General features: G+C 58.7%; 17 protein-coding genes. 14 read left to right on the top strand and 3 right to left on the bottom strand.

The annotated features are described in order from the left end of the window. Positions 1-3 precede the first annotated feature (3 nt). The 13 genes from rpsK to HY2_RS14245 all read left to right on the top strand — a co-directional run bounded on the left by rpsK (position 4) and on the right by HY2_RS14245 (position 17,796). Positions 4-393, top strand: a complete 390-nt coding sequence (gene rpsK / locus HY2_RS14305) for a 30S ribosomal protein S11 (protein ID WP_034797026.1) — start codon at positions 4-6, stop codon at positions 391-393. Between the two features lie 61 nt (positions 394-454). Beyond that, positions 455-1,498 carry a DNA-directed RNA polymerase subunit alpha gene (locus HY2_RS14300; RefSeq protein ID WP_034797027.1) on the top strand — a complete coding sequence of 348 codons (1,044 nt, stop codon included), beginning with the start codon at positions 455-457 and terminating at the stop codon, positions 1,496-1,498. Positions 1,499-1,544: 46 nt separating this feature from the next. Further along, the gene (gene rplQ, locus HY2_RS14295) at positions 1,545-1,967 is read left to right on the top strand and encodes a 50S ribosomal protein L17 (RefSeq protein WP_034828792.1); all 423 of its coding nucleotides are present in this window, start codon (positions 1,545-1,547) and stop codon (positions 1,965-1,967) included. 175 nt (positions 1,968-2,142) lie between these two features. Next, a complete protein-coding gene (locus tag HY2_RS14290) occupies positions 2,143-3,546 on the top strand; it encodes a metallophosphoesterase family protein (RefSeq protein WP_206741040.1) in 1,404 nt (467 codons plus the stop codon). A gap of 383 nt (positions 3,547-3,929) precedes the next feature. Next, positions 3,930-5,141 (top strand): RtcB family protein, encoded by a 1,212-nt coding sequence (locus HY2_RS14285; protein WP_034828791.1) that lies wholly within the window; start codon positions 3,930-3,932, stop codon positions 5,139-5,141. 272 nt (positions 5,142-5,413) lie between these two features. Further along, positions 5,414-6,493, top strand: a complete 1,080-nt coding sequence (locus HY2_RS14280; protein WP_034828789.1) for a hypothetical protein — start codon at positions 5,414-5,416, stop codon at positions 6,491-6,493. Between the two features lie 112 nt (positions 6,494-6,605). Continuing rightward, complete coding sequence (locus HY2_RS14275; RefSeq protein WP_034828787.1) at positions 6,606-7,202, top strand: HD domain-containing protein; 597 nt, start codon at positions 6,606-6,608, stop codon at positions 7,200-7,202. A gap of 346 nt (positions 7,203-7,548) precedes the next feature. Then, positions 7,549-7,902: a hypothetical protein gene (locus tag HY2_RS14270; protein ID WP_034828785.1), complete on the top strand. Its 354-nt coding sequence runs from the start codon at positions 7,549-7,551 to the stop codon at positions 7,900-7,902. Beyond that, positions 7,899-8,630, top strand: coding sequence for a cellulose synthase operon protein YhjQ/BcsQ (locus tag HY2_RS14265; RefSeq protein WP_051595075.1), 732 nt, complete (start codon positions 7,899-7,901; stop codon positions 8,628-8,630). Before HY2_RS14270 ends, HY2_RS14265 begins: the two co-directional genes overlap by 4 nt. Positions 8,631-8,632: 2 nt before the next feature. Then, positions 8,633-12,967: a UDP-forming cellulose synthase catalytic subunit gene (gene bcsA, locus HY2_RS14260; protein WP_081815078.1), complete on the top strand. Its 4,335-nt coding sequence runs from the start codon at positions 8,633-8,635 to the stop codon at positions 12,965-12,967. Then, complete coding sequence (locus tag HY2_RS14255) at positions 12,964-16,290, top strand: cellulose synthase subunit BcsC-related outer membrane protein (protein ID WP_034828783.1); 3,327 nt, start codon at positions 12,964-12,966, stop codon at positions 16,288-16,290. Before bcsA ends, HY2_RS14255 begins: the two co-directional genes overlap by 4 nt. Next, positions 16,287-16,757, top strand: coding sequence for a cellulose biosynthesis protein BcsD (bcsD, locus tag HY2_RS14250; protein WP_051595074.1), 471 nt, complete (start codon positions 16,287-16,289; stop codon positions 16,755-16,757). Before HY2_RS14255 ends, bcsD begins: the two co-directional genes overlap by 4 nt. Further along, on the top strand, positions 16,747-17,796 hold the full coding sequence (locus HY2_RS14245; RefSeq protein ID WP_034828782.1) for a family 8 glycosyl hydrolase: 1,050 nt from the start codon (positions 16,747-16,749) through the stop codon (positions 17,794-17,796). The genes bcsD and HY2_RS14245 overlap by 11 nt, the downstream gene beginning before the upstream one ends. A gap of 50 nt (positions 17,797-17,846) precedes the next feature. Here HY2_RS14245 and ald read toward each other — a convergent pair whose 3' ends face one another. Further along, entirely contained in the window at positions 17,847-18,968 is a 1,122-nt protein-coding gene (gene ald / locus HY2_RS14240) for an alanine dehydrogenase (RefSeq protein WP_034828781.1), read from the bottom strand. Between the two features lie 618 nt (positions 18,969-19,586). Here ald and HY2_RS14230 point away from each other — a divergent pair. Then, positions 19,587-20,288, top strand: a complete 702-nt coding sequence (locus tag HY2_RS14230; protein ID WP_034828779.1) for a TetR/AcrR family transcriptional regulator — start codon at positions 19,587-19,589, stop codon at positions 20,286-20,288. Between the two features lie 20 nt (positions 20,289-20,308). Here the strand turns inward: HY2_RS14230 and HY2_RS14225 are convergent, their stop codons facing one another. Further along, complete coding sequence (locus HY2_RS14225; protein ID WP_034828778.1) at positions 20,309-20,677, bottom strand: Kazal-type serine protease inhibitor family protein; 369 nt, start codon at positions 20,675-20,677, stop codon at positions 20,309-20,311. Between the two features lie 65 nt (positions 20,678-20,742). Continuing rightward, on the bottom strand, positions 20,743-21,663 hold the full coding sequence (locus HY2_RS14220) for an SDR family NAD(P)-dependent oxidoreductase (protein ID WP_034828777.1): 921 nt from the start codon (positions 21,661-21,663) through the stop codon (positions 20,743-20,745). Positions 21,664-21,706: the final 43 nt, after the last annotated feature.

The following is a 21,706-nucleotide window of genomic DNA, read 5'->3' as shown; positions in this document are numbered from 1 at the left end:
TCAATGGCTCGTGAAACGACCCGCGTCCGCCGGAGAGAGCGCAAGAACATCACATCCGGTGTTGTTCATGTGAACTCCAGCTTCAACAATACCATGGTCACCATTACGGATGCCCAGGGGAACACGATTTCGTGGTCTTCCTCCGGCACGATGGGCTTCAAAGGCTCCCGTAAGTCGACCCCTTATGCTGCTCAGATGGCAGCTGAGGATGCCGCGAAAAAGGCCATGGATCACGGTCTGCAAACCGTCGAAGTGAACGTGCGCGGGCCAGGTTCCGGCCGTGAGAGCGCCCTGCGTGCCCTGCAGGCTGTAGGCCTGACCGTCACAGCGATCCAGGACACGACGCCAATCCCACACAACGGATGCCGCCCGCCGAAACGCCGCCGCGTCTAGTTCGTTATTTATCGGCGGCGCAATCAAGCGCCGCCAAATGCATTCTGAGGACCCGTCGCCCATGGCTGACATCGAATCCACCGCCGTCAATGACCGCAACTGGAAAGTGCTGATCCGCCCGAACCGCCCCGTGGTTCAGGCAGGATATGATGCCAAGCGGAAGGCCAAGCTCGTCATCGAGCCCCTTGAGCGTGGCTATGGCACGACGCTGGGCAACGCGCTGCGCCGCGTGCTTCTGTCGTCGCTCCAGGGTGCTGCCATTATCGGCGTCCAGATTGATAATGTCGTGCACGAATTCTCCGCCATCCAGGGTGTGCGGGAAGATGTGACGACCATCGTGCTGAACCTGAAGCAGGTCGCGATCTTCATGGAGAGCGACACGCCTAAGCGCATGGTGCTGAAGGCAAAAGGCCCGGGCGAAGTGAAGGCCGGCCAGATCGAGACCTCCGGCGACACGAAGATCCTGAACCCGGATCACGTGATCTGTACGCTCGACGATGGCGCCGAAGTCCGCATGGAATTCACCATCGCAACCGGCAAAGGCTACCAGCCTGCTGAAGCCCACCGTCCGGAAGACGCCCCGATCGGCTATATTCCGATCGACGCGATCTACAGCCCGGTGCGCCGCGTTGGCTACCTGGTCGAGGACACCCGCGAAGGGACCGTTCTGGACTATGACAAACTGACGCTCGACATTGAGACAGACGGCTCCGTCACGCCGGAAGACGCTGTGGCCTATGCCGCACGTATCCTGCAGGACCAGCTTCAGCTGTTCATCAATTTCGAAGAGCCGACCCTCGAAACGAGCCAGCAAACCGAAGAAACCGATCTCGGCTTCAACCCGGTCCTGCTCAAGAAGGTCGACGAACTCGAACTGTCCGTTCGTTCGGCGAACTGCCTGAAGAACGACAACATTGTTTATATTGGCGACCTGATCCAGAAATCCGAAGCAGAGATGCTGCGCACGCCGAACTTCGGCCGCAAGTCTCTGAACGAGATCAAGGAAGTTCTCGCCGGTCTTGGCCTGCACCTCGGCATGGAAGTGCCGGATTGGCCGCCGGAAGACATCGAAGGTCTTGCCAAGAAGTACGACGACCACCTATAGGACCCGCTTTAACGGGGGCCTGACCACCTCCTGAAGGATAACGACAATGCGCCATCGCCATGGATACCGCAAACTGAACAAGACGACGTCGCACCGCAAGGCGATGTTCGCGAACATGGCTGCCAGCCTGATCGAGCACGAGCAGATCGTGACCACCCTTCCGAAAGCGAAGGAAATGGCTCCGATCATGGACCGGCTCGTGACGCTCGCCAAAAAGGGCGACCTGCCTGCTCGCCGTCAGGCGATCGCTCAGGTTCGCAATGAGGACGCTGTCCGCAAGCTGTTCGACGTCATGGGCGAGCGCTACAAGGACCGCAATGGCGGCTATACCCGCGTGCTGAAAGCCGGCTTCCGCCATGGCGACAATGCACCGGTTGCCGTTCTGGAACTGGTCGATCGTGACGAGAGCGCCAAGGGCGCCGCTGACAAGGCCCGCCATGAGGCCGAACTCGACGCGATGGAAGACTAAGTCTTCACGGCTCTTCGGACCTGAAAGATATCAAGAGCCCCGGACGTAACCCGTCCGGGGCTTTTTGTTTGCGCTGTCGCCGCGTCAGCAGGGGAGGCCGAAAGAAACTGTCATGCTGGTGCGCTAGGCGGGCCTCACATCCTGTGTTTGTGAGTCCTTTCCGGAGATCTGCCCCATGACATTCCTGTTGCCTCGTTTCCCGGCCGCACCGGCCACGGCTTTGGCTGGCCTATTTGCCTTGATGGCGGCCTGTACGAATCAGCCTGCGGCAGAGTCTGCCCAGATTGCCGTGGTGGAGAGCGAATCGGTACGTCTTGTTGAGCCGGTTACAAAGCCGGCGGACCCGACCGACACCTATTTCACCATCGCCGTGCTGCCCGATACTCAGAACTATCTCGATTATACGCACCAGAAAGCCGAGGGTTTTCCGTTCGAGGCGAGCGAGATGTTCCTGGAACAGATGCAATATGTCGCCGACAATCTGGAAAGCGCCGGCGGCGAGATCGCCTTCGTTTCTTCGCTGGGCGATGTGTGGCAGCATCAGACCAAGGCCATGGACCCGGAGCACGCGGCGCGCGGCTTCAAGGCCGTCCCGAACCCGATCATGGATTCCCATTTCGCGCCGACCGAAAAGGTAAAGACGGTAGAGATGCCGAAGGCGCATGAGGGCTTCAGCCTGATCGCCGGCAAGACGCCGTTCTCCGTCGTGCCGGGCAATCATGACTATGACGCGATGTGGACCGATTCGAAATTTCCGCCCTCGGCCAAGGGCCCGGCTGATATTGACCCTACCGATTTGAAAACGTCTCTCGGCGTTCTGCATCCAGGTGGGCTGGACAATTTCCGCACCGTGTTTGGTGCAGAAACCGATTTCTTCAAGGACAAGCCCTGGTATGTGGCCAGCCATGATGGCGGCGCCGACAGCGCGCAGATCTTCGAGGCGGGCGGCTATCGCTTCCTGCATATCGGCCTGCAATTCGATCCGCCGAACGCGTCTCTGGAATGGGCCGCCGACGTCATCGCGCAGTATAAGGGCCTGCCGACCATCATTTCCACGCATGACTATATGACCAAAGAGGGCGAGCGCCTGCCGAACCCGATTGTGGATGGCCATGCTGTGGATCCGCTGAACAACAGCCCGGAAATGGTATGGGAGAAGCTGATCAGCCAGCAGGACCAGATCTTTCTTGTTCTATGCGGGCATGAGCATGGCCAAGCCTGGCGGGTCGACGAGAATGCCCATGGCCACAAGGTGTGGCAGGTGCTGGCCGACTATCAGGACCGGGGTCAGACGGCCATCCAAGCCGGCGTGAAATCTGCCTGGCCGGTCGGCATCGGCGATGGCTGGATGCGCCTGATGAGCTTTGACTTCGGGGCCGAGGTCCCGATTCTGACAGTGGACACCTATTCGACCTATTATCGCAAGGACAGCCGCGACACGGCAGAGTACGCCACCTGGTACAAGGCCGCCGAGAAGCCGCATCTGAGCGATGAGGCGTTCCATGACGAGGATGACTACACGCTGACCTTGGAAGATTTTCGGGTGCGGTTTGATGAGACAGGCCGTGTCAAAAACTAGGCCCAGAGCCTTGTGATACAAGGAAACATGATTTTGCATATCAGTCCCCGGATCATATGTGTCCGGGGATTTTTTTATCTTTGGGGTTGACGCTGCCCGCGCCCTCCGTCATATGGCGGCCTCAATCCACTCAGAGGACGGACCGATGAAACGGCCAGAACCAAACTTTCAAAGCGCAAATCGTAACCGGCTACCCGGTAGCGAGGGCTGCTGCATGGAGGTGAGTGGATAGGGCTGAGTGTCAGTCCGGGGCTGGGCAACCGGTCTTATGCCGCCCTCCGCGCGTTTACGCCCGGAGGGTTTTTTTTATGTCTTTCGAACCCGATGGAAACGCGTGGAGGGCTTGTCAGGAGGAGTCTGAGAAAAGAGCAGACTAAGGAACAATGAGCGATTTTGAAGTGATAGAAACCAGCGCTGGCGGGCGCATCAAGGCCTGGGTCAAGGGTGTGCCTCTGGAAGCGCAAGCGCGCACCCAGCTGGAGAATGTGGCGGGTTTGCCGTTCATTCACAGCCATTTGGCCGTGATGCCGGATGTGCATTATGGCCGCGGCGCGACGGTTGGCTCGGTCATCCCCACGCGGGGCGCGATCATTCCTGCCGCTGTCGGGGTCGATATTGGGTGCGGGATGATGGCAATCCGCACTAGCCTGACGGCGAAAGATCTGCCGGATAGCCTGTCGGCCATCCGTAGCGAGATCGAGCGCAAGGTGCCGGTTGGCAATGGGCGCGGTGGCAACCACAAGGAAGCTCCGGCGCGCGCGGCAACGGCCCTGAAGGCCTCTGGCCTGGCGGACAGACTGGATGTGATCCTGAAGAAGCATCGGCGTATTCAGCGCACGGCATTTGCCAAGCAGTTGGGCACGTTGGGCGGCGGAAACCACTTCATCGAGCTGTGTCTGGATGAAGCGGACCGCGTCTGGGTGATGCTTCATTCCGGCTCTCGCGGGACGGGGAACATCCTCGGAACCTATTTCATTCAGGAAGCACGCGAGGCCCTGGAGAAACGTGTGCTGAGCTATCATGTGCCGGACAAGGATCTCGCCTTCTTCGTGGAAGGAGAGGCATTGTTCGACGATTACACCGAAGCGGTCAGCTGGGCGCAGGATTATGCCCGCCTGAACCGCGAGGTGATGATGGACCGTGTACTGTTTACCCTGCGTGAGCATTTTCCGGCCTTTGCGCTGGAGAAGGAAGCGGTGAATTGCCACCACAATTATGTGGAGCGGGAACACCATTTTGGGTCCGATGTCTGGGTTACCCGGAAGGGCGCCGTGCGCGCCGGGAAGGATGAACTGGGCATCATTCCGGGATCAATGGGGGCGAAATCCTTCATTGTTCGCGGGAAGGGACATGCAGACTCTTTCTGCTCCTGCTCCCATGGGGCAGGGCGGGCCATGAGCCGGGGTGAAGCCAAACGGCGGTTCTCTGTCGAGGATCACCTTGCGGCGACCGAAGGTGTCGAATGCCGGAAGGACAAGGGCGTGATCGATGAGACGCCCATGGCCTATAAGGATATCGACAGCGTCATGGCCGCGCAGACAGATCTTGTGGAAGTGGTTCACACCCTGAAACAGGTTGTGTGCGTGAAGGGCTGATAAGGCCTGGCCGTTGCAGAATGTGACGGCCTGTGCCTGCCAGTAAAATGGACTTGACAGGCTATCCGCTGACGGATGGCCTGTCAGGCAAGCGAGACAAGATGAGATGATGCAGAGTTGTAGAGACACACACAGCTCCTCGCAAAGGCGGGGGGCGTTGTCAGCGGCGCCCGCGCTATGGCCGGTCGCCTCCTGATACTGAGATGATTCTGAAGTTTCATGGTCCGGGAAAAGGAAAATCTGTTTCCGGATCAAGTGAAAGGAGGTGGATCATGGGCACGCTCATGACCCGCGCGGGTGTCTTGTCTCGTGGCAAGGCCCCCGCACCAACGCCTTTGCTGGTGTTCATTGCCGGGCCGCATGCGGGCCGGGTTGCCCATCTCTGGCCTGCGCCACATGCCGGCTTCTTTGCCTTGCCGACGGCGCGGCGTCATGCGGCAGCGATCCTTTTGCAACGGCGCTGGACTGATCCCGGCGGTATGGAGCTGGACGTTGTGCACGCGGTGGAGCGTGCCCGCGACGCTGACCTTGCCCGCATTCTGATGCGCGGTGAGGCGCCGGGTGGCCTGATGAAGGCGCTCGGACGTCTCGGTGAAGCGCTGTGGCAGGAAGACGCGTATGATGCCTTTCTGGCCCTGTTTGCCGATCCGGAAGCCGTCACAGTGTTGCGGCACATGCCGCAGATTGAAGCAGATCAGCTGACCCTGATGCAGGCCCTTCCGTCTGCGTTACGGGTGCCAGGCATCATCGGCCGCCTTCCGGAGCGCAAGGAGGCAGCGGAAGACCTGGCGGATGCCTATGCTCTGGCCCGGAGAATTCATGGGGCGGGGCATGGACCTCACCTGGTCAAGCGCTGGCAACGGGCGGCGACGTCTGTCCGCCTGTTCGACATGGCGGCGGAAGCCCTGCAGCCGGCCGAGTTCGGCTTTGTGCTCGCGCCGCCGCGTCTGCCGGCAGCGTTCCATCCGGTTCGTACCCGCAAGGCACTGGCTGAGATCGCATTGGAGTTCCACAATTGCCTGCGGGACTTCGCGGCCGATCTCTCCCTGGGGCGTATGGCGGTCTATGCCGTACGCGAAGGGGGCCGTCCGCCGGTTGCTCTGGCCCTGCGTCAGGATCCGGCTGGCTGGCGGCTGGCAGAGGCAAAGCTGGCCCGGAATGCCGATGTGGAGGAGCCGCATCTGCGTCACCTGGTCGGCCTACTGGAAGGGGCCGGTGTGCGTACAGGCGAGTCCAGCTGGACGCTGGCAGACCGTCTGCACAAGCATGCCTGTCCGCACTGTGGGCCGGCCTATGTGCCCCATAGGGAAGACTGGCGGGCCGGGCTGATGCTTGGCTCCCTGTGGGACTAGGCAGGACACGGCAAGGCAAAAGGCGCCCCCGGACCAAATGGCCGGGGGCGTTTCTGTTTGTGTCACCGCGCTGGCCTGTGTATTCTGAGCAAAAGATATAAGGGAGGTAAACATGGCCGACGGGCACGATATGGGCGAACGCGCCAAATTCCGCGAAATGCTGGAGGGCACGAAGGAAGACTGGGACATCATCGCGGCGAATTCCAAGGCCTTCAACAAGGGGCTTGCCAAGCGGGTGCTGGACCATTTGCGCCTGCTGGATGGAGATTTTGGCGGCTTTCCGATCGACCGGCTGGAGCACTCCCTGCAGACAGCGACACGTGCGCACCGGGATGGCCGGGATGAGGAATATGTCGTCTGTGCGCTGCTTCATGACATTGGTGATACGTTGGGAAGCTATAACCACCCGGACGTTGCCGCCGCGATCCTGAAGCCTTTCGTCTCAGAGGCAAACCACTGGATGGTGGCCAATCATGGCGCGTTTCAGGGGTATTATTTCTTCCACCATCTGGGTCTCGACCGGAACTTGAGGGAGAAATTCAAGGACAGTCCGCATTATGAATATTGCGCGCAGTTCTGCCATTTATATGATCAAACTGCATTTGATCCGGAGTATAAGAGCGAACCGCTGGAGTTTTTCGTGCCCATGGTGGAGCGTGTCTTCTCCAAGCCTAAAAACTCTATGTATCTCAAGGCAATGGAGGAATAACAAAAGGTGGATTTTTCTACGGGACGGCGGTGTCTTCGCAAAAAGTCGCTTGCCTTTAGTTAACCATGTAAGAGGCTGTTTTTCCTGAATATTTCAGGAAGGACGGCCATTTTTGTGTCAGGTGGTATGCTGTCGATGCAAGGCTCTGATGACTTGTGACCTTCTGTAACGCCTTATTAGTCATGCTTAACAAAATATTATCTTATCCTTATACAGATAAACCGTATTCAGAACTCTGTTAACCATCACATGGGCCGATTATCTGTGCTCAGCCTGTTGGGACGTAACGCTGCGTTAAGCGTAGTTGTGGTACCCAAATGCTTAATGATAACAGTGGTAATGGGCTATGAGAAACGATGCACGCGCTTTGCTGGAGAAGTTGAGTCGTCAAGATTTTCGATACAAGCAGTTCGAAGATCCCTATACGGATATGGAGTTGTGGCCCGTGTTCGAGGCGCTGCTCAAGGACGAACGGATTTCCGGCAAGGGCGAACGCCGGGAAGAGGCGCCGCGAGCGCCTGAACCGCGCCGACCTGCGGCACAGGCACGTCGTGCGCCCCAGTCGGCCAAACCGGCGGGCAGTTTTCTTGGGCAGTATTCGGCGCCGCAGCCATCACCCGCGAATGAACCGGGGCGAGCCCAGACTGAAGCCGTCGATCTTCGACGGTTTCTCGGCAAACTCGGACAGGCAAAATCATGACCGTAATTTCAGTACACTCTCCGAAGGGCGGTAGCGGTACAACGCTGATCGCGGCGCGGCTGGCGATGTCATTCGCGGGCCGTGGTCGTCCGGTCACCCTGATAGACTATACTCGCCAGGATACGTTGAAACTGCACTTCGGAATGGTGCCTTCACAGACGATCCAGCCATGGCAGGGCGCTGAAGCTGATGCCCCGGTGATCGGGGGCGTGCGTCTGGTAAAAGGCTATGGCAGCCGGATGGCAGCGGAACAACTGGTTCAGGATTTTTCCGGCGGCGACACAAGCCAATTGTTCATTTTCGACATTTCCTCTTCCAATCTGGAACTACGCCATGAGATAAGCCGGTTTGCGGATTTCAATCTGTGTGTGCTGGAACCAAGTCCGGCGGACCTGACCAGTCTGACTCTTCTGGATGAAGGGCAATCAATCCGGGAGCTGCAGAATTTTGGCGTCGTACTCAACCGCGTGGATGAGCAGTACAAGCTTTCGCGACATTGCCGCCGGTTTCTGGCTGAACTGCTGGGCGAGCAATATTTCGGAATTGTCCGCCGGGATGAAGCCGTCAATGAGGCGCTGGCACAGTTTGAGGTGCTGGAGAAATTCGCGCCGCAAAGCGTTGTGCTGCGGGATGTTACAGCACTGACCAATATGATTGAGGCACATCTGAAGGGTGAGCCGGGGGTCAGCACTGAAGGCGCAGACACGGCTACGCGGCGGGCGGTCTGATCATGGGAAATTCCTTCGGATTTCTCCGCAAGGTGATGATGCTTCCAGTCTGGATGCTGGTTGCCTTTCTGGCTGTCATGGTCATTTCCGTGCCGCTGGATTTCAGGGATCAATGGATCTTTGGCCTGGGCGTCATGCTCGCGGCCTTTATTGTAAGCCGCACCAAATCCCGCCGTGGTACACTGGTGCTGGCAGGCATCGCACTGTTGGTGTCCACACGGTATATCTGGTGGCGTACAACCCACACGCTTGAATTTGGCACACCGGTGGAGTTTGTGCTGGGCACCGGTCTCTACCTGGCAGAGCTGTATGCCTGGTTGATCATGCTGCTGGGCCTGATCCAGACTAGCTGGCCACTGCATCGCCCGGTCGTGGAGATGAAAGGGGAGCCGTCGGAATGGCCAACGGTGGATGTCTATATCCCGACCTATAATGAAAGCCTGGATATTGTCCGCAATACGGTGTTTGCCGCGATGGACATGGACTATCCGGCAGACCGCTACCGCGTCTTCATCCTGGATGATGGCCGCCGCGAGGAATTCCGTGAATTCGCCCGCGAGGCCAATTGCGGGTATTTGACGCGCACGGACAACAAGCATGCCAAGGCCGGCAATCTGAACGCCGCCATGAAGAAGACTGACGGCGACCTGATCGTCGTGTTCGATTGTGACCATGTGCCAACGCGCGCTTTCTTGCAGCTGACAATTGGCTGGTTCCAGAGAGACCCGAAGCTCGCCCTGTTGCAGACACCGCACCATTTCTATTCGCCTGATCCGGTCCAGCGTAACCTTGGTAGTGTCGAGGATTTGCCAGGGGAGGGTGACCTGTTCTATGGCCCCGTGCAGAGCGGGAACGACCTTTGGAACGCGACCTTTTTCTGCGGCTCCTGCGCGATCATTCGCCGGGAAGCCCTGATGCAGACCAACGGATTTGCCGGGGAAACCGTCACGGAAGATGCGCATACTGCGTTGAAACTGCAGCGAATGGGCTGGAATACGGCCTATATCTCTGCGCGCCTGTCTGCGGGCCTCGCGACCGAGCGTCTAATCCTGCACATCGGACAGCGCATTCGCTGGGCACGGGGCATGACGCAGATTTTCCGCATTGATAATCCGCTGTTTGGCAAGGGGCTGAAATTGCCACAGCGGCTTTGTTATTTGAATGCGATGTTGCACTTCCAGTTTCCGCTGCCGCGCATTGTCTTCCTGACCGCCCCGCTGGCCTATTTGATTGCTGGGCAGAACATCATCCACGCCTCTGCCGCGTTGATCTTCGCCTATGCCGTGCCGCATCTCTATATCTCTACCCTTTCTAGTGAACGTACGCAGGGCGGAGACCGCCGTCCATTCTGGGGAGAGATTTACGAAACCCTGCTGGCCTTCCATCTGGTAAAGCCGACCGTGCTGACCCTGCTCCAGCCACGCAAGGGCAAGTTCAATGTGACCGACAAGGGTGACCTGCTGGACAAAACCTATTTTGACCTGGATGCCGTCAAGCCGCACATGGTGACCATCGGCCTGATGATATTTGGCATTGTTTTCGGAACCGGCCGTCTGCTGATCTTTTCTGAGCCGGGCAGCATGCCGATTGGCACGCTGCTGTTGAATATCGGCTGGGCCACGTTCAGCCTGATTATCCTGCTGGCGGCTGTGTCGGTTGCGCGTGAGACACGCCAGGTGCGTGAACACATTCGGATCGACCAGACATTGCAGGCCACCCTGTACCGGGATGACGGATATGTTTTCGATTGTTCCACGATCAACTTTTCCATGGGCGGTGTGGCTGTCCGCCTGCCGGAAGGCATGGACCTGACCGGACACACGATCAACAGCATCTCCATTCCGATGGGCGATGACACGCTGACGGTTCCGGTTGAAGCCATTCGGACTGATGGCGGCATTCTGCGTCTGCGGTTTGAGCCGCTGGACCAGCTGTATTCGCGCCAACTCGTCCGTGCCGTGATGGGACGCGCCGATGCCTGGCAGCCGAGCGCCCCCCGGGAACCGGTTTCGGGGATGCGCTCAATCAAGGATATCGTGGGAGTTGATGCCGTGACCTTTAAACGCATTCTTGGCCCATCCCTGGGCCGGGTGCCTGTAACTTTGACCGCCATTGCCGCGCTTTGTGTGCTGGCGGGGGCGCTAACACCATCCTTCGCACAGGAAGCGCCGCCACTGCGCTCCGGCCCGGTCAGCCAGGATCTGGGCGCAGGCATGCGCCAGAGCCGCATGACGCTGGAAGACCTGTCGATCCGCTCTCCCATTAGATTGCAAGGCACGCGCGCGGAGATTGGCATCCCGTTCGGCATGCGGGCTGACGAAGTGGCCACAAAGGCATCTGTCACGGTCAACATGGCGTATTCTCCGGCTCTGCTGGGGGATCTCAGCCAGTTGGTGGTGATGCTGAACGGGGAAGTGATTCAGACAGTGAAGCTGTTGCCGGATGGCGCAGATGGCACGACGCTGGAGCTGGAGATTGAACCGGCCCTATTCCTTCCGGGGGCGAACCAGCTGAACTTCCGCTTTCTGGGCCACTATGCCGCCGATTGCGAAGATCCATTCCACTCCTCCCTTTGGATGAATATTTCGAATGAACGCACTTTCCTGGATGTGACGGTGCAGCAATTAAAATTCCCGCCGGATCTTCGAAAGCTGCCGGCGCCTTTCTTTGACGAGCATGATTCCATGCCGCTGAACCTGCCTTTCGTGATGGCGGCGCGACCGAGTGATGGCGAACTGGAGGCTGCCGGAACGATTGCCTCCTGGCTAGGCAGTTTGGCTAGCTATCGCGGATTCCGCTTCACGCCGCAAAGTGGTGTGTTGCCGGAAGGCAATGCAGTTGTGTTCCTGGACGCACAAGATCGTGTACCAGGCATTGAGCGCCAGGTGACTGGCCCGGAAGTGGCGATCGTGCCGAACCCGGCAGACGAGTTTGGCCAGCTTCTGCTGATCATGGGGCGGACCGATGCGGAACTGAAACAGGCGGCCGCAGGTCTCGCCTTTGCCAGCGGCTTCGTGGGCGGCCAGGACATTTCCATGAAGGATTTCCGCGTGCCGGCGTTTGAGCGTTATGGTGCGCCGCGCTGGCTGCCGACTGACCGCAAGGTTCCGCTTTCAGAGATCAGCGAGCCATATTCCCTTGAGGCCCGCGGCCTGCCGCCGGGTCCGCTGAGTGCGCAATTCCGGGTGTCGCCAGACCTGCTCTTCTGGCCAGGCACAGGCGGCAAAGTGGATATGGCGTATCGCTATCCTGCTGCGCCATGGCTGGACCGGGCAGCCTCGCGGCTGGATGTGTCGCTGAATTCGAACTTTCTTGAAACCCTGCCGCTGGGCGGTGAAAGCGTGCTCAACCGCCTTGTGAAGGGGGCTCAGACGGTCTCCGAAGAGCGTAAGGCAAAAGTAACGCTGCCCCGATACAATTTGTTTGGACAGAATGAGCTGGTCTTCGACTACAACCTCATTCTGGCAGACAAGAGCGAGTGTACGGGCATGATACCTACGAATGTCGCGGTGAGTGTTCTGGCTGACAGCCAGATTGACCTCACAGGCGCACATCATGCGATGCAAATGCCGGATCTGGCCCCCTTTGCCGGGGCAGGATACCCGTTCACGATACGTCCGGATCTGGCGGAGACAGCCATTCTGATGCCGCGTGATGCTGATGCGGCAACGATTGAGACCTATCTGGTGCTGATGGGTCGCTTTGGTGATTCGACTGGGGCACCTACTGTCCGCGCTCGTGTGACGCGCGAGGTGAATCCAAACCGCATGCATGACGAGGACATTCTGGTCATCGGACCGGTCAGTCTGGGCAATGATCAGGACCTGTTCCACGGGGCACCTGTGTCGTTCGCAGGTGGCCAGATTCATGTGCCTGCCTCCAGCCTGATGGATCGCGTGGGCAGCATGGCCTCCACCCGTAAACGCAACAGGGCCGCTGAGGCTAATGACACGCTGATGGCGGCGGATGAGTTCACCGGCATGATCGGGTTTGAATCGCCCTTCGCGTCACGGCGCAGCGTTGTGGCCGTACTGGGCAGCGATACGTCGCGCCTGCCGGGCATGATTTACGCGCTGGAAGACATTGATGTGATCGCAGACGTTCAGGGCGACCTGTCCATTGTACATGGGGACGGCATGGCCAGTTACATGATCGGCTCCAGTTACTGGATCAGCGATCTGCCCTGGTGGCTGGCCTTTGCCTTCTGGATGAGTGGTCGCCCATTGTTCATGGTGTTCAGTGGTGTGATCGTTGCCCTGATTGTTGCCGGGCCCGTCTATGCGCTGTTGAAACGTCAGGAACGTCGTCGTCTGCAAGATATGGATAGTGAGTCATGAAAACGACACACCTGACAGCCCTCGCTCTGGCCAGTGTGATCGCCGCCCAAGTGGATGGCGGTCAGGCCGTTGCGGAAAGCGCTGGCGTCGAAACGCTTTTGCAGCAGGCGAAATACTGGGAAACGCGTGGCCAGCATAACCGGGCCAAGGAAACCTATAAGCGGGTGCTGGAGCTCGATCCTCAGAACGCAGTGGCCAAGCAGGCGCTGGAGTTCAATGCTGCCAAGACGGTTCTGACGGTTCCGGTCGCTAGCAAGACGACACAGGAGGCTCCGCAGACAACAGACAAAAAGCCTGGGCCTGCCAGAAGCATGCCAGCGCCAAAGCCTAATCCGGCAGGCGATGCACGTGCGGCCGGGTTCAAGGCGCTCGAAGCAGGCAATCTGGATCTCGCCGAGACATCCTTCAACCGGGCCCGCAGCCTGTCGCCGAAAGATTCCGACGTGCTGGGCGGGCTGGGCGTGGTGCAGCTGCGCAGGAACAATTTTTCCGAGGCAAAAGACTTGCTGGGTCAGGCCCGCAAGCTGGGCCACTCCGACAAATGGGACCAGGCCTATGCGTCTGCGGACTTTTTTGCACGGGTCAGTGAGGCATCTGCCGCGCTTGAGGCGCGCGAGCTTGATACGGCGCTGTCGATTTCGGAAAACCTTGTGCGCTCCGGTGATGGCGATCAGGCGATTGCCTATGGTTTGTTGTCAGATGTTCTGGATGAACTCGGCCGCTATAGCGAGGCGGCGCAGGCGGCTCGCACGGCCCTGCGCATGCCGGGCCTGGAGCAGGGCTTTGCCGATCAGTTGCGCATGAATGCCCTGCGACGGGAGGCCATTGATGCGTCCCAGCAGGGCCGCACGGTTGTGGCCGAGAAACTGTTTCAGGATGGCATGACATCCTATCCGAATGATCCGTGGATTCGGTATGAATATGCGCGTTTCCTGAACGGGCAGGGCAATAGCTGGCAAGCGCGCGCAATGGTCACGTCACTGGCGGCGTCAACCGATGCGGAGCATCTTTACGCCGCTGCGCTGTTGTCTGAGCAATTGGACATGCCGGGCGAGGCGCAGGATCTGATTCGGCGTATTCCGGATGCTGCCCGCACGCCGGAAATGCAGGAATTCGTCCTCAGCCTGACAGCGCAGACGGCGATAGACCGCGCGCAGCTTCTGGCTAAGCAGGGCAAGACCGCGCAGGCCGTTTCCGGCCTTAAGCAGATTGCCGCTACAGGCCGTCTACCAGCCTATCGCCAGGCAGAAATTGCCGGCGTTCTGTATGACCTAGGGGACCGCAGCGATGCGGTGACCATGGCGCAGAATTTGATGAAGGAGAGCCTGTCTGATCCGGCCGCCTATGAGCCTATAGTGCGTATCCTGACATCAGAGGGGCAGACAGCCTTTTCCTATGGCGCGATCCAGCGCGCGGCTGAAGCCGCGGGGGATTCGCCGGAGAAGCAAGCCATCGTGGAGCGCATGCGCCGCATGATGGCGGTGATCGAGGCGGATAATCTGCGCGAAGTCGGCAATTACGCGCAAAGCTATGAAGTGCTGCAGACGGCTTGGCAGACAGCGCCAGGCGATACGGATGTGCTGATGTCTCTCGCGCGGCTCTATCAGGCAGGCGGAATGGCCCTACCGGCAGCGAGAACGCTACAGATGGTGCTGCAGCAGGAACCGCAGAATAAGGATGCTCTGCTTGTTCTGGTCGACACAGCCAGTGCGGCAGGAGATGCAGACTTGGCGCGCACCGCCTTTGAGCACCTTGAAACGCTGGACCCGGACAATTACGAGATTTTTTTGGCCGCCGCCCGTATGGAGAAGCAGGCCGGACGCGACCGTGCGGCCCGCAAATATCTTGAAAAGGCCCGGGAGCTGTACCAAGCCCAAACCGGAGAGGTCGGCGGCGGTGGCTTCAGCAGCACCAATCCGTTTGCCAATCGCGCCATGGGCGGTAATCCGTTTGCCGCGTCCGCCGCGCCGAACCCATTTGATACCAAGGCCTTGGTATCCAGCAACACCCAGTCCGCCAATCCGTGGCAACTGGCCTCGGCTTCTACCGGTCCGGCCTATGGTCAGGCACAGACGACCCCATCCACTCTGCCGGGCAGGGATATGCCGGGTATGCAGACGATTTCTGTCAATCAGAATCCAGGCGGGTTTGGACTGGCCGACCCGGTTCTTGTCGGCATAGCAGCAGACCTTGCGGAGTTGGACGCTGAGACGGGGCCGCGCATCAATGTCAGTACGCACTATCGTGACCGGTCAGGCGAGTCTGGCCTTAGTGCCCTCAACGAGTTGGGTGGAACGGTCGAGTATTCGACCGGCTTCGGCGGTGGGCGTGCCTTCGTCGCAGCGCATGCGGTGTCGATTGATGCCGGCGAAGTGGGTGAAAACAGCCAGCTGAAATTTGGCCGCAATGACCTGCTGCAGGCGCGCGGCATCGTCGGCGAGTATGAGGCTGTTCTGGCAGACCCCGGCACGCAGCATGAGGCGGGTGTCGAACTGACAGCTGGCTATCGCGGCGAATATCTGAACGCGGATGTGGGCGTGACACCACTGGGATTCCAGAAGACCCGCGCGCAGGGCGGCATTTCATATGAACCCAAATTTGGACAGTATACGACCGGAAAGGCCTGGGTGGAGTATCGCCCGGTGACAGACAGCGTCCTGTCCTATGCGGGCACGACCGACCCTGTGACAGGAGAGTTCTGGGGGGCAGTGATGCGCTCGGAAGCCGGTGTGTCGCTCTCCTATGAGCGGGACGGATCAGGCTTCTATGCGGAAGGATCCTATGCCGAGTATGCAGGCGAGAGCGTCAAGGATAATAAAGGCATGCAGCTGAATGCGGGTGGCTATCTTCTGGCACACAAGGGTAAGTACTCGGACCTGTCCGTCGGCGTGAACGGCAACTATCAGGCCTTCGATGACAACCACAATCTCTTCACTTCAGGTTATGGTGGATATTTCAGCCCACAGAGCTTCCTGAGTGTCAGTTTCCCGATCCGCTATGCGTATACGCGCGAGAGGCTGGAGGCGAAAGCCAGCATCACGCCAGGCTATCAGAGCTTTGAGCAGGACCGCGAACCCTTTTATCCGACAGATCCGGCCGCCATGTTCGAGGTGGGCTATCTGGCCTTCCTGAACGAAGATGTGCAGGCCTATCATGATAGCAGCAGCGAAACCGGCTTTGGCGTCAACTTGAACGGGTCAACCTATTTCCAGGTGGCGCCGGGCACAAGCATTGGCGGTGAAGTGCGCCTGAATACGTTCGGCGAGTATAATGAATTCCAGACCCTCTTCGGAATCCGGCAGAACTTCGGAGCATTCCAATGATCCTCATCAATAAAAAGAGCCAGGTGCAGGTACATAACCGCGCTACGGCGACAGCGGTCAGTATAGAGACGCTTCTGTCCCTGTTTCTGGAAGAGGTGACCTCTACCGCCACGCCGGAGCAACTTGACATGTTCCTGGCATCTGTGGGTCGCCGGCTTGCCGGACTGGACCCGCTGACCGGGCTGAGCGACGTCGAGGAAATTGAAAGCGCGGTCAACGCACTTTGGCATGAACTCGGCTGGGGGCATGTGATCTTTGACCTGGATGATGGCGGCATCGACATCATGCACAAGAACCCGCCGACCAGTGCAGGCCAGGAGGACGGCATCCCCTGGGATGTGATCATGCCCGCCCTGTTGCAGGGGGCCTATGCCGCCTGGTTCCACACCTTGTCAGGCAATGATGCCTTGCGTACCTGGATCACGAAATGCGAACCCGGACTTATTGAGCTGCGTCATGCGCCTTGATCGTCGCATGGTTTTGCAGGGGCTGGCGTTGAGCCTGATCTCCGCCTGCGGTGAACGCAGCCAGGCCGAGCCGCCCTATGGCGAGACCGTCGATGCCAATCCTGTCAACGCATCTGTCAGCTTTCTGGATGACTGGGCGTCCTTCAAAAGCCTGTTCGTGAACGGCGAAGGCCGCGTTATTGACAATGGCAATGGTGGCATCAGCCATAGCGAAGGCCAAGGCTATGGTTTGCTGTTTGCCCAGGCGGTCGGCGATCAGGAAACGTTTCGTACACTGCATGACTGGACAGAGGCTAATCTGGCACGTCAGGACGTGAATTTGTTTGCCTGGCTGTATGACCCGGCCAAGGCAAAGGGCGTGGCAGACCCGAACAATGCCACAGATGGAGATATTCTGATTGCCTGGGCGCTGATGCAGGCGGCCCGGCGTTGGAATGAGCCGGCCTACGAGCAGCGCGCCAGCGAGATCCGTGAGGCAATTGCCCGGCATCTGGTGGTAGAGCGGCAGGACAGGATGATTCTGTTGCCTGGCCTTAATGGCTTTGATCATGATGACCTTACCATTTTCAACCCGGCCTATTTCATCTGGCCTGCCTTTCGGGATTTCTCTGCTGGCGGCATGGACAAGGTCTGGACGCGCATCATTGCAGACAGCCAGTGGCTGTTGGCCCAATCTGCTTTCGGTCCACTGCAGCTACCTACGGATTGGTGCGAACTGACCCGCGAAGGCGATGTCCAGCCTGCCAATGGCTGGCCGGCACGGTTTGGTTATGATGCCATCCGTATACCAGTCTATCTGCAAATGGATGGGCTGCAGGTGCCGGCACCGATTGTCACCTTCTGGGAATCCTACCTGTCCGCAGGGCACAGCGTGCCTGCCTGGATTGATGTGAATAGCGGCAACACGCCGGATTTCGGCCCCTCAGAAGGGGGGATGGCTGTAGTCGCCAAGGCGACCGGACGCAGTCTGCAGCATACGAGTTTGCAGGGCGATTACTATTCTGCCGTGCTGAAACTGCTGGTGGGGCTGGTCCAATAAAAAAGCGGGCAATCGGCGCCCGCTTTTTTGACTTTCACTCAGTATACGCCTCAAGTAAGCGCGTCGGCCAGCGGCACGCTCAGTATTTCCATGCTGAGGCTTTCGGCCACGGGTGCGCAAGTGATCTTGCCATTCCAGACATTGAGACCTGCGGCGAGGTGCGGATCAGCCTGAAGGGCGGCCTTCCAGCCCTTGTCTGCAATGCGCAGCCCATGGATCAGCGTTGCATTGTTGAGCGCATAGGTGGAGGTGCGCGCCACGGCGCCCGGCATGTTGGCAACGCAGTAGTGCACAATGTCGTCGACAATATAGGTCGGGTTGTCATGCGTCGTGGCGTGTGAAGTCTCAAAGCAGCCGCCCTGATCGATGGCGACATCCACCATCACCGCGCCTGGCTTCATCAGGGACAGCATCTCACGCGTGACCAGTTTCGGTGCGGCAGCACCAGGCACCAGCACCGCGCCCACGACGAGGTCAGCTTCGGACAGTGCCTGTTCCAGCGTCGCCTTTGTGGAGTAGATGATTTTGGCGCGGCCTTCAAAGTGCGCATCCAGACGGTCCAGCACGTCCGTGTTGCGGTCCAGAATGGTAACTTCCGCATGCATGCCAACGGCCATTTGCGCTGCGTTGAAGCCGACTACGCCGCCACCGATGACGAGCACATTGCCGGGGTGTACGCCGGGCACGCCGCCTAGCAGAACGCCGCGACCGCCTTCATTCTTTTCCAGGGCAGACGCGCCGCATTGAATGGCGAGGCGGCCGGCAACCTGGCTCATCGGTTTGAGAAGGGGAAGGCCGCCATGACGGTCCGTGACCGTTTCATAAGCGATACAGGTGGCACCGGAAGCAAGGAGATCTTTGGTCTGTTCGGGGTCTGGCGCAAGGTGAAGATAGGTGTAGAGGATATGATCCGGGGTAAGACGTTTACGCTCGTCAGCGAGCGGCTCTTTCACCTTGATGATCATTGTGCTGTTGGCGAAGACATCCTCCGCTGTGGGAGCTATCTTGGCGCCAATTGCGACATAGTCTTCATCACTGGCGCCAATGCCGACACCGGCCTGGGTTTCCACCAGCACGTTGTGGCCACGGGCGATGAATTCCCGCGCGCTTTCCGGCGTAAGGCCGACGCGGTATTCGTGGTTCTTGATTTCCTTGGGGACACCGATCTTCATAATAAAATTCCTGCGAAGCCGAAATTAGGGGCGCTTCATGCGCCATATTTGTGGTTTCCTCGATATTACATTTCTCATTTCGCGCAAGACTTGGGATATTATTTCTTTCAGTGCTCGCGGCAGGTAAAAGGCACTGCCTATCTTGGGAGGCATCCTGTATTCATTCGCGAATTCGAGAATGAAACGGGTTTCGCGGAGGGGGGGCTGGCTAGGCCTCACGCCCCTGCGCTCAAGCTTGCCGGGCGCTTTTGCCAGCAGGACAAGCATACCTTTGACGCACCTGCTGCCTGATTTATAGAGTTTGGAGTAAAGCGGGGCGTCTTGAGCCATGAGGTGGTGCGGCCTTCACGGGGTATTTCTGTTGCATTGCCCATGTTCACCAATGCTTGCTTATTTGCCAGAATCTGATTTTGCTGACCACGTTCACCAGCGTGTGGCGTTTGTCTGAAAGGGAGTTAGGCCCTTCCAGGATGATGGGCTGGCAAGCGATTAACTGAACTTGTAATCAAGATGCTCGTGGACTCTGGAGAGTGGATACGGATATCTGAAACCGGATTGTCATATCGTGTTCGGTGCGTAGAGCAGGTGGTCGATATGCTTAGTGGAAGGGTCGGCTGAATGCCTGGAAAGAGGTCGTCTGGTATCAAGAAGGCTTCAGGTAAGAGGAAACCTGAGGCGTGTGATGTCGAATTGGAGGCAAAGGTTGCGCCGTCACAAGACCGTGCACGAATCACCTTCGAAAAAATACTTACAGTTACCGGAGAGTTGCTCGGTGAGGTGGGTTTTGAGCGTCTGTCCACGAACCTAATTTGCAAGCATGCTGGAATTACACCGCCTGCTCTGTATTGGTACTTTCCGAACAAGTACGCCATTCTTCACGAGTTGGGGGAGCGCCTGACATCGGCGCAGGAAAAGATCGTTACCAATTGGGTTGAAGAGGGCGGACTGGAGAAGGATTCCTTCGAGGAAACGGTTCAGAGCTTCATGACGCTGATGTCACGTGTCAATGAGCAGAGCAAGGCGTTCCCGGGTGGCCTGTGGGTTATTCGCGTCATTCGCGTTACCCCGCGCCTGAAAGGTGTGCGGGTTGCTTCGCGAGAGCATTATGCGGCACCAGCCTTTGCAAAACTGCAGGAAGCTTATCCCGGGCTGCCGGAAGAGCGTATCCGTCTGATTACACGCCTGGTTACGGATGTCATTTATGCTGCTGCCGAACTGGCAATTGATGAGCCAGAAGATGAGATGGCGATCATTTTCGATACGAGCGTCATGATTGCCAGCTATTATGAGAAGTTGCGGGAGTTCCTGCGCAAGACCTAAGCCCTGCCCAGGTCTCGTCTCTAGCTTTTGCAGGCACCTTCTGCAGCGACGCTGGTCTTGGCCGCATGGGCCATGCAGGGATTGTTGTAGGTCTTTCCGTCACACCCGCAGACCGGGTTATATTCCCGGGTGCACATCGGGCGGACTTGCTGGCAGGTGCCTGCTGCGTCGGCGATGTTGCGGCAGGCGCCATCATCCATCTTGCAGAACAGGCCGTCTTTGCACTGAATGGCAGCGATGCCGCCACAGGTTTCGCCTTCGCTGACCATGAACGGACCCTGAGGGGATGCTGTGGATGTCCCTGTTGGTGTGCTGGCTTCAGGCGGCGTCTGGACCATGCCGCAAGCCGTGAGCAGCAGGGCTGAAAACAAAAGAGCGATGAGGCGCATGTTGGTCTCCTTTTGGCAGGAGATACCTGCGCCTCAATCGCGTATTTGGCAAGAATGCGGGCGCGTCAGCCCTGCATGCCTTTTGCCACGGCGGCAAAGATGTTCTGGCCGTGCTCGCCGCCGGATTTGAAGGCCGGGCGGGTCGTGGCGACATCCGTGATCTGGTCCCACTTGGCGGCAACGGCTTCAGCGGTGAGGGCTTCGCCCTGGCCGACGAAGACGCCTTCGGTCTCAACGATGCGAGCCATGGAAAACGCGCCGGCACCTGCGGACAGGATCATGCCGGTCGGGGCATCGTCCTTGACCAAATTCATCACGCCCGGCGTGACATATTCCGGCTTCAGCGCGGCGAGCGCCTCTTCGGACATCAGGCCTTCGGTCATGCGAGTTGCCGCGATTGGGCAGACAGCGTTGACCTTGATGTTGCTCTTCGCGCCTTCGATTTTAAGCGTATTCATCATGCCGACCACGCCGAGCTTGGCCGCGCCGTAATTGGCTTGGCCGAAATTGCCATAGAGGCCGGTGGAAGAGGTGGTTACGACGATCCGGCCATATTCCTGTTCCTTCATGATGTTCCAGGCTTCATGGACCGGCATGAAGGTGCCGCGCAGGTGAACGTCCAGCACGAGGTCAATGTCCTGCTGGCTCATTTTGGCGAAGGATTTGTCGCGCAGAATGCCAGCATTGGCGATGATGATGTCGATGCGGCCCCATTTATCCATGGTGTCGCCGATCATTTTCTTCACGCCGGCTTCATCGGACACGGAGGAGCCATTGGCGATGGCTTCGCCGCCAAGGGCTTCGATTTCCTTCACCACGGCTTCAGCCGCTTCGGAATTGCCGCCGGTTCCGTCCATCGAGCCGCCAAGATCGTTGATCACGACCTTTGCGCCGCGGCGGGCGAGTTCCAGGGCATGGCACCGGCCGAGACCACCGCCAGCACCGGTGACAATGGCAACGCGGCCGTCAAAACGGATATCAGACATGGGAGAACTCCTCACTCTATGACTTGTCTGAGCGTGACACACC

The sequence above is a fragment of the Hyphomonas pacifica genome (genome assembly GCF_000682675.1).
Lineage (GTDB): Bacteria > Pseudomonadota > Alphaproteobacteria > Caulobacterales > Hyphomonadaceae > Hyphomonas > Hyphomonas pacifica.
Note: the sequence above shows the minus strand (reverse complement) of the source record. Positions and strands in the feature narration are given on the sequence as shown.

Bases quoted from the DNA above. Each gene is read 5' to 3' on its own strand.
- rpsK (WP_034797026.1), top strand. From the start codon at position 4: ATGGCTCGTGAAACGACCCGCGTCCGCCGGAGAGAGCGCAAGAACATC.
- HY2_RS14300 (WP_034797027.1), top strand. From the start codon at position 455: ATGGCTGACATCGAATCCACCGCCGTCAATGACCGCAACTGGAAAGTG.
- rplQ (WP_034828792.1), top strand. From the start codon at position 1,545: ATGCGCCATCGCCATGGATACCGCAAACTGAACAAGACGACGTCGCAC.
- HY2_RS14290 (WP_206741040.1), top strand. From the start codon at position 2,143: ATGACATTCCTGTTGCCTCGTTTCCCGGCCGCACCGGCCACGGCTTTG.
- HY2_RS14285 (WP_034828791.1), top strand. From the start codon at position 3,930: ATGAGCGATTTTGAAGTGATAGAAACCAGCGCTGGCGGGCGCATCAAG.
- HY2_RS14280 (WP_034828789.1), top strand. From the start codon at position 5,414: ATGGGCACGCTCATGACCCGCGCGGGTGTCTTGTCTCGTGGCAAGGCC.
- HY2_RS14275 (WP_034828787.1), top strand. From the start codon at position 6,606: ATGGCCGACGGGCACGATATGGGCGAACGCGCCAAATTCCGCGAAATG.
- HY2_RS14270 (WP_034828785.1), top strand. From the start codon at position 7,549: ATGAGAAACGATGCACGCGCTTTGCTGGAGAAGTTGAGTCGTCAAGAT.
- HY2_RS14265 (WP_051595075.1), top strand. From the start codon at position 7,899: ATGACCGTAATTTCAGTACACTCTCCGAAGGGCGGTAGCGGTACAACG.
- bcsA (WP_081815078.1), top strand. From the start codon at position 8,633: ATGGGAAATTCCTTCGGATTTCTCCGCAAGGTGATGATGCTTCCAGTC.
- HY2_RS14255 (WP_034828783.1), top strand. From the start codon at position 12,964: ATGAAAACGACACACCTGACAGCCCTCGCTCTGGCCAGTGTGATCGCC.
- bcsD (WP_051595074.1), top strand. From the start codon at position 16,287: ATGATCCTCATCAATAAAAAGAGCCAGGTGCAGGTACATAACCGCGCT.
- HY2_RS14245 (WP_034828782.1), top strand. From the start codon at position 16,747: ATGCGCCTTGATCGTCGCATGGTTTTGCAGGGGCTGGCGTTGAGCCTG.
- ald (WP_034828781.1), bottom strand. From the start codon at position 18,968: ATGAAGATCGGTGTCCCCAAGGAAATCAAGAACCACGAATACCGCGTC.
- HY2_RS14230 (WP_034828779.1), top strand. From the start codon at position 19,587: ATGCCTGGAAAGAGGTCGTCTGGTATCAAGAAGGCTTCAGGTAAGAGG.
- HY2_RS14225 (WP_034828778.1), bottom strand. From the start codon at position 20,677: ATGCGCCTCATCGCTCTTTTGTTTTCAGCCCTGCTGCTCACGGCTTGC.
- HY2_RS14220 (WP_034828777.1), bottom strand. From the start codon at position 21,663: ATGTCTGATATCCGTTTTGACGGCCGCGTTGCCATTGTCACCGGTGCT.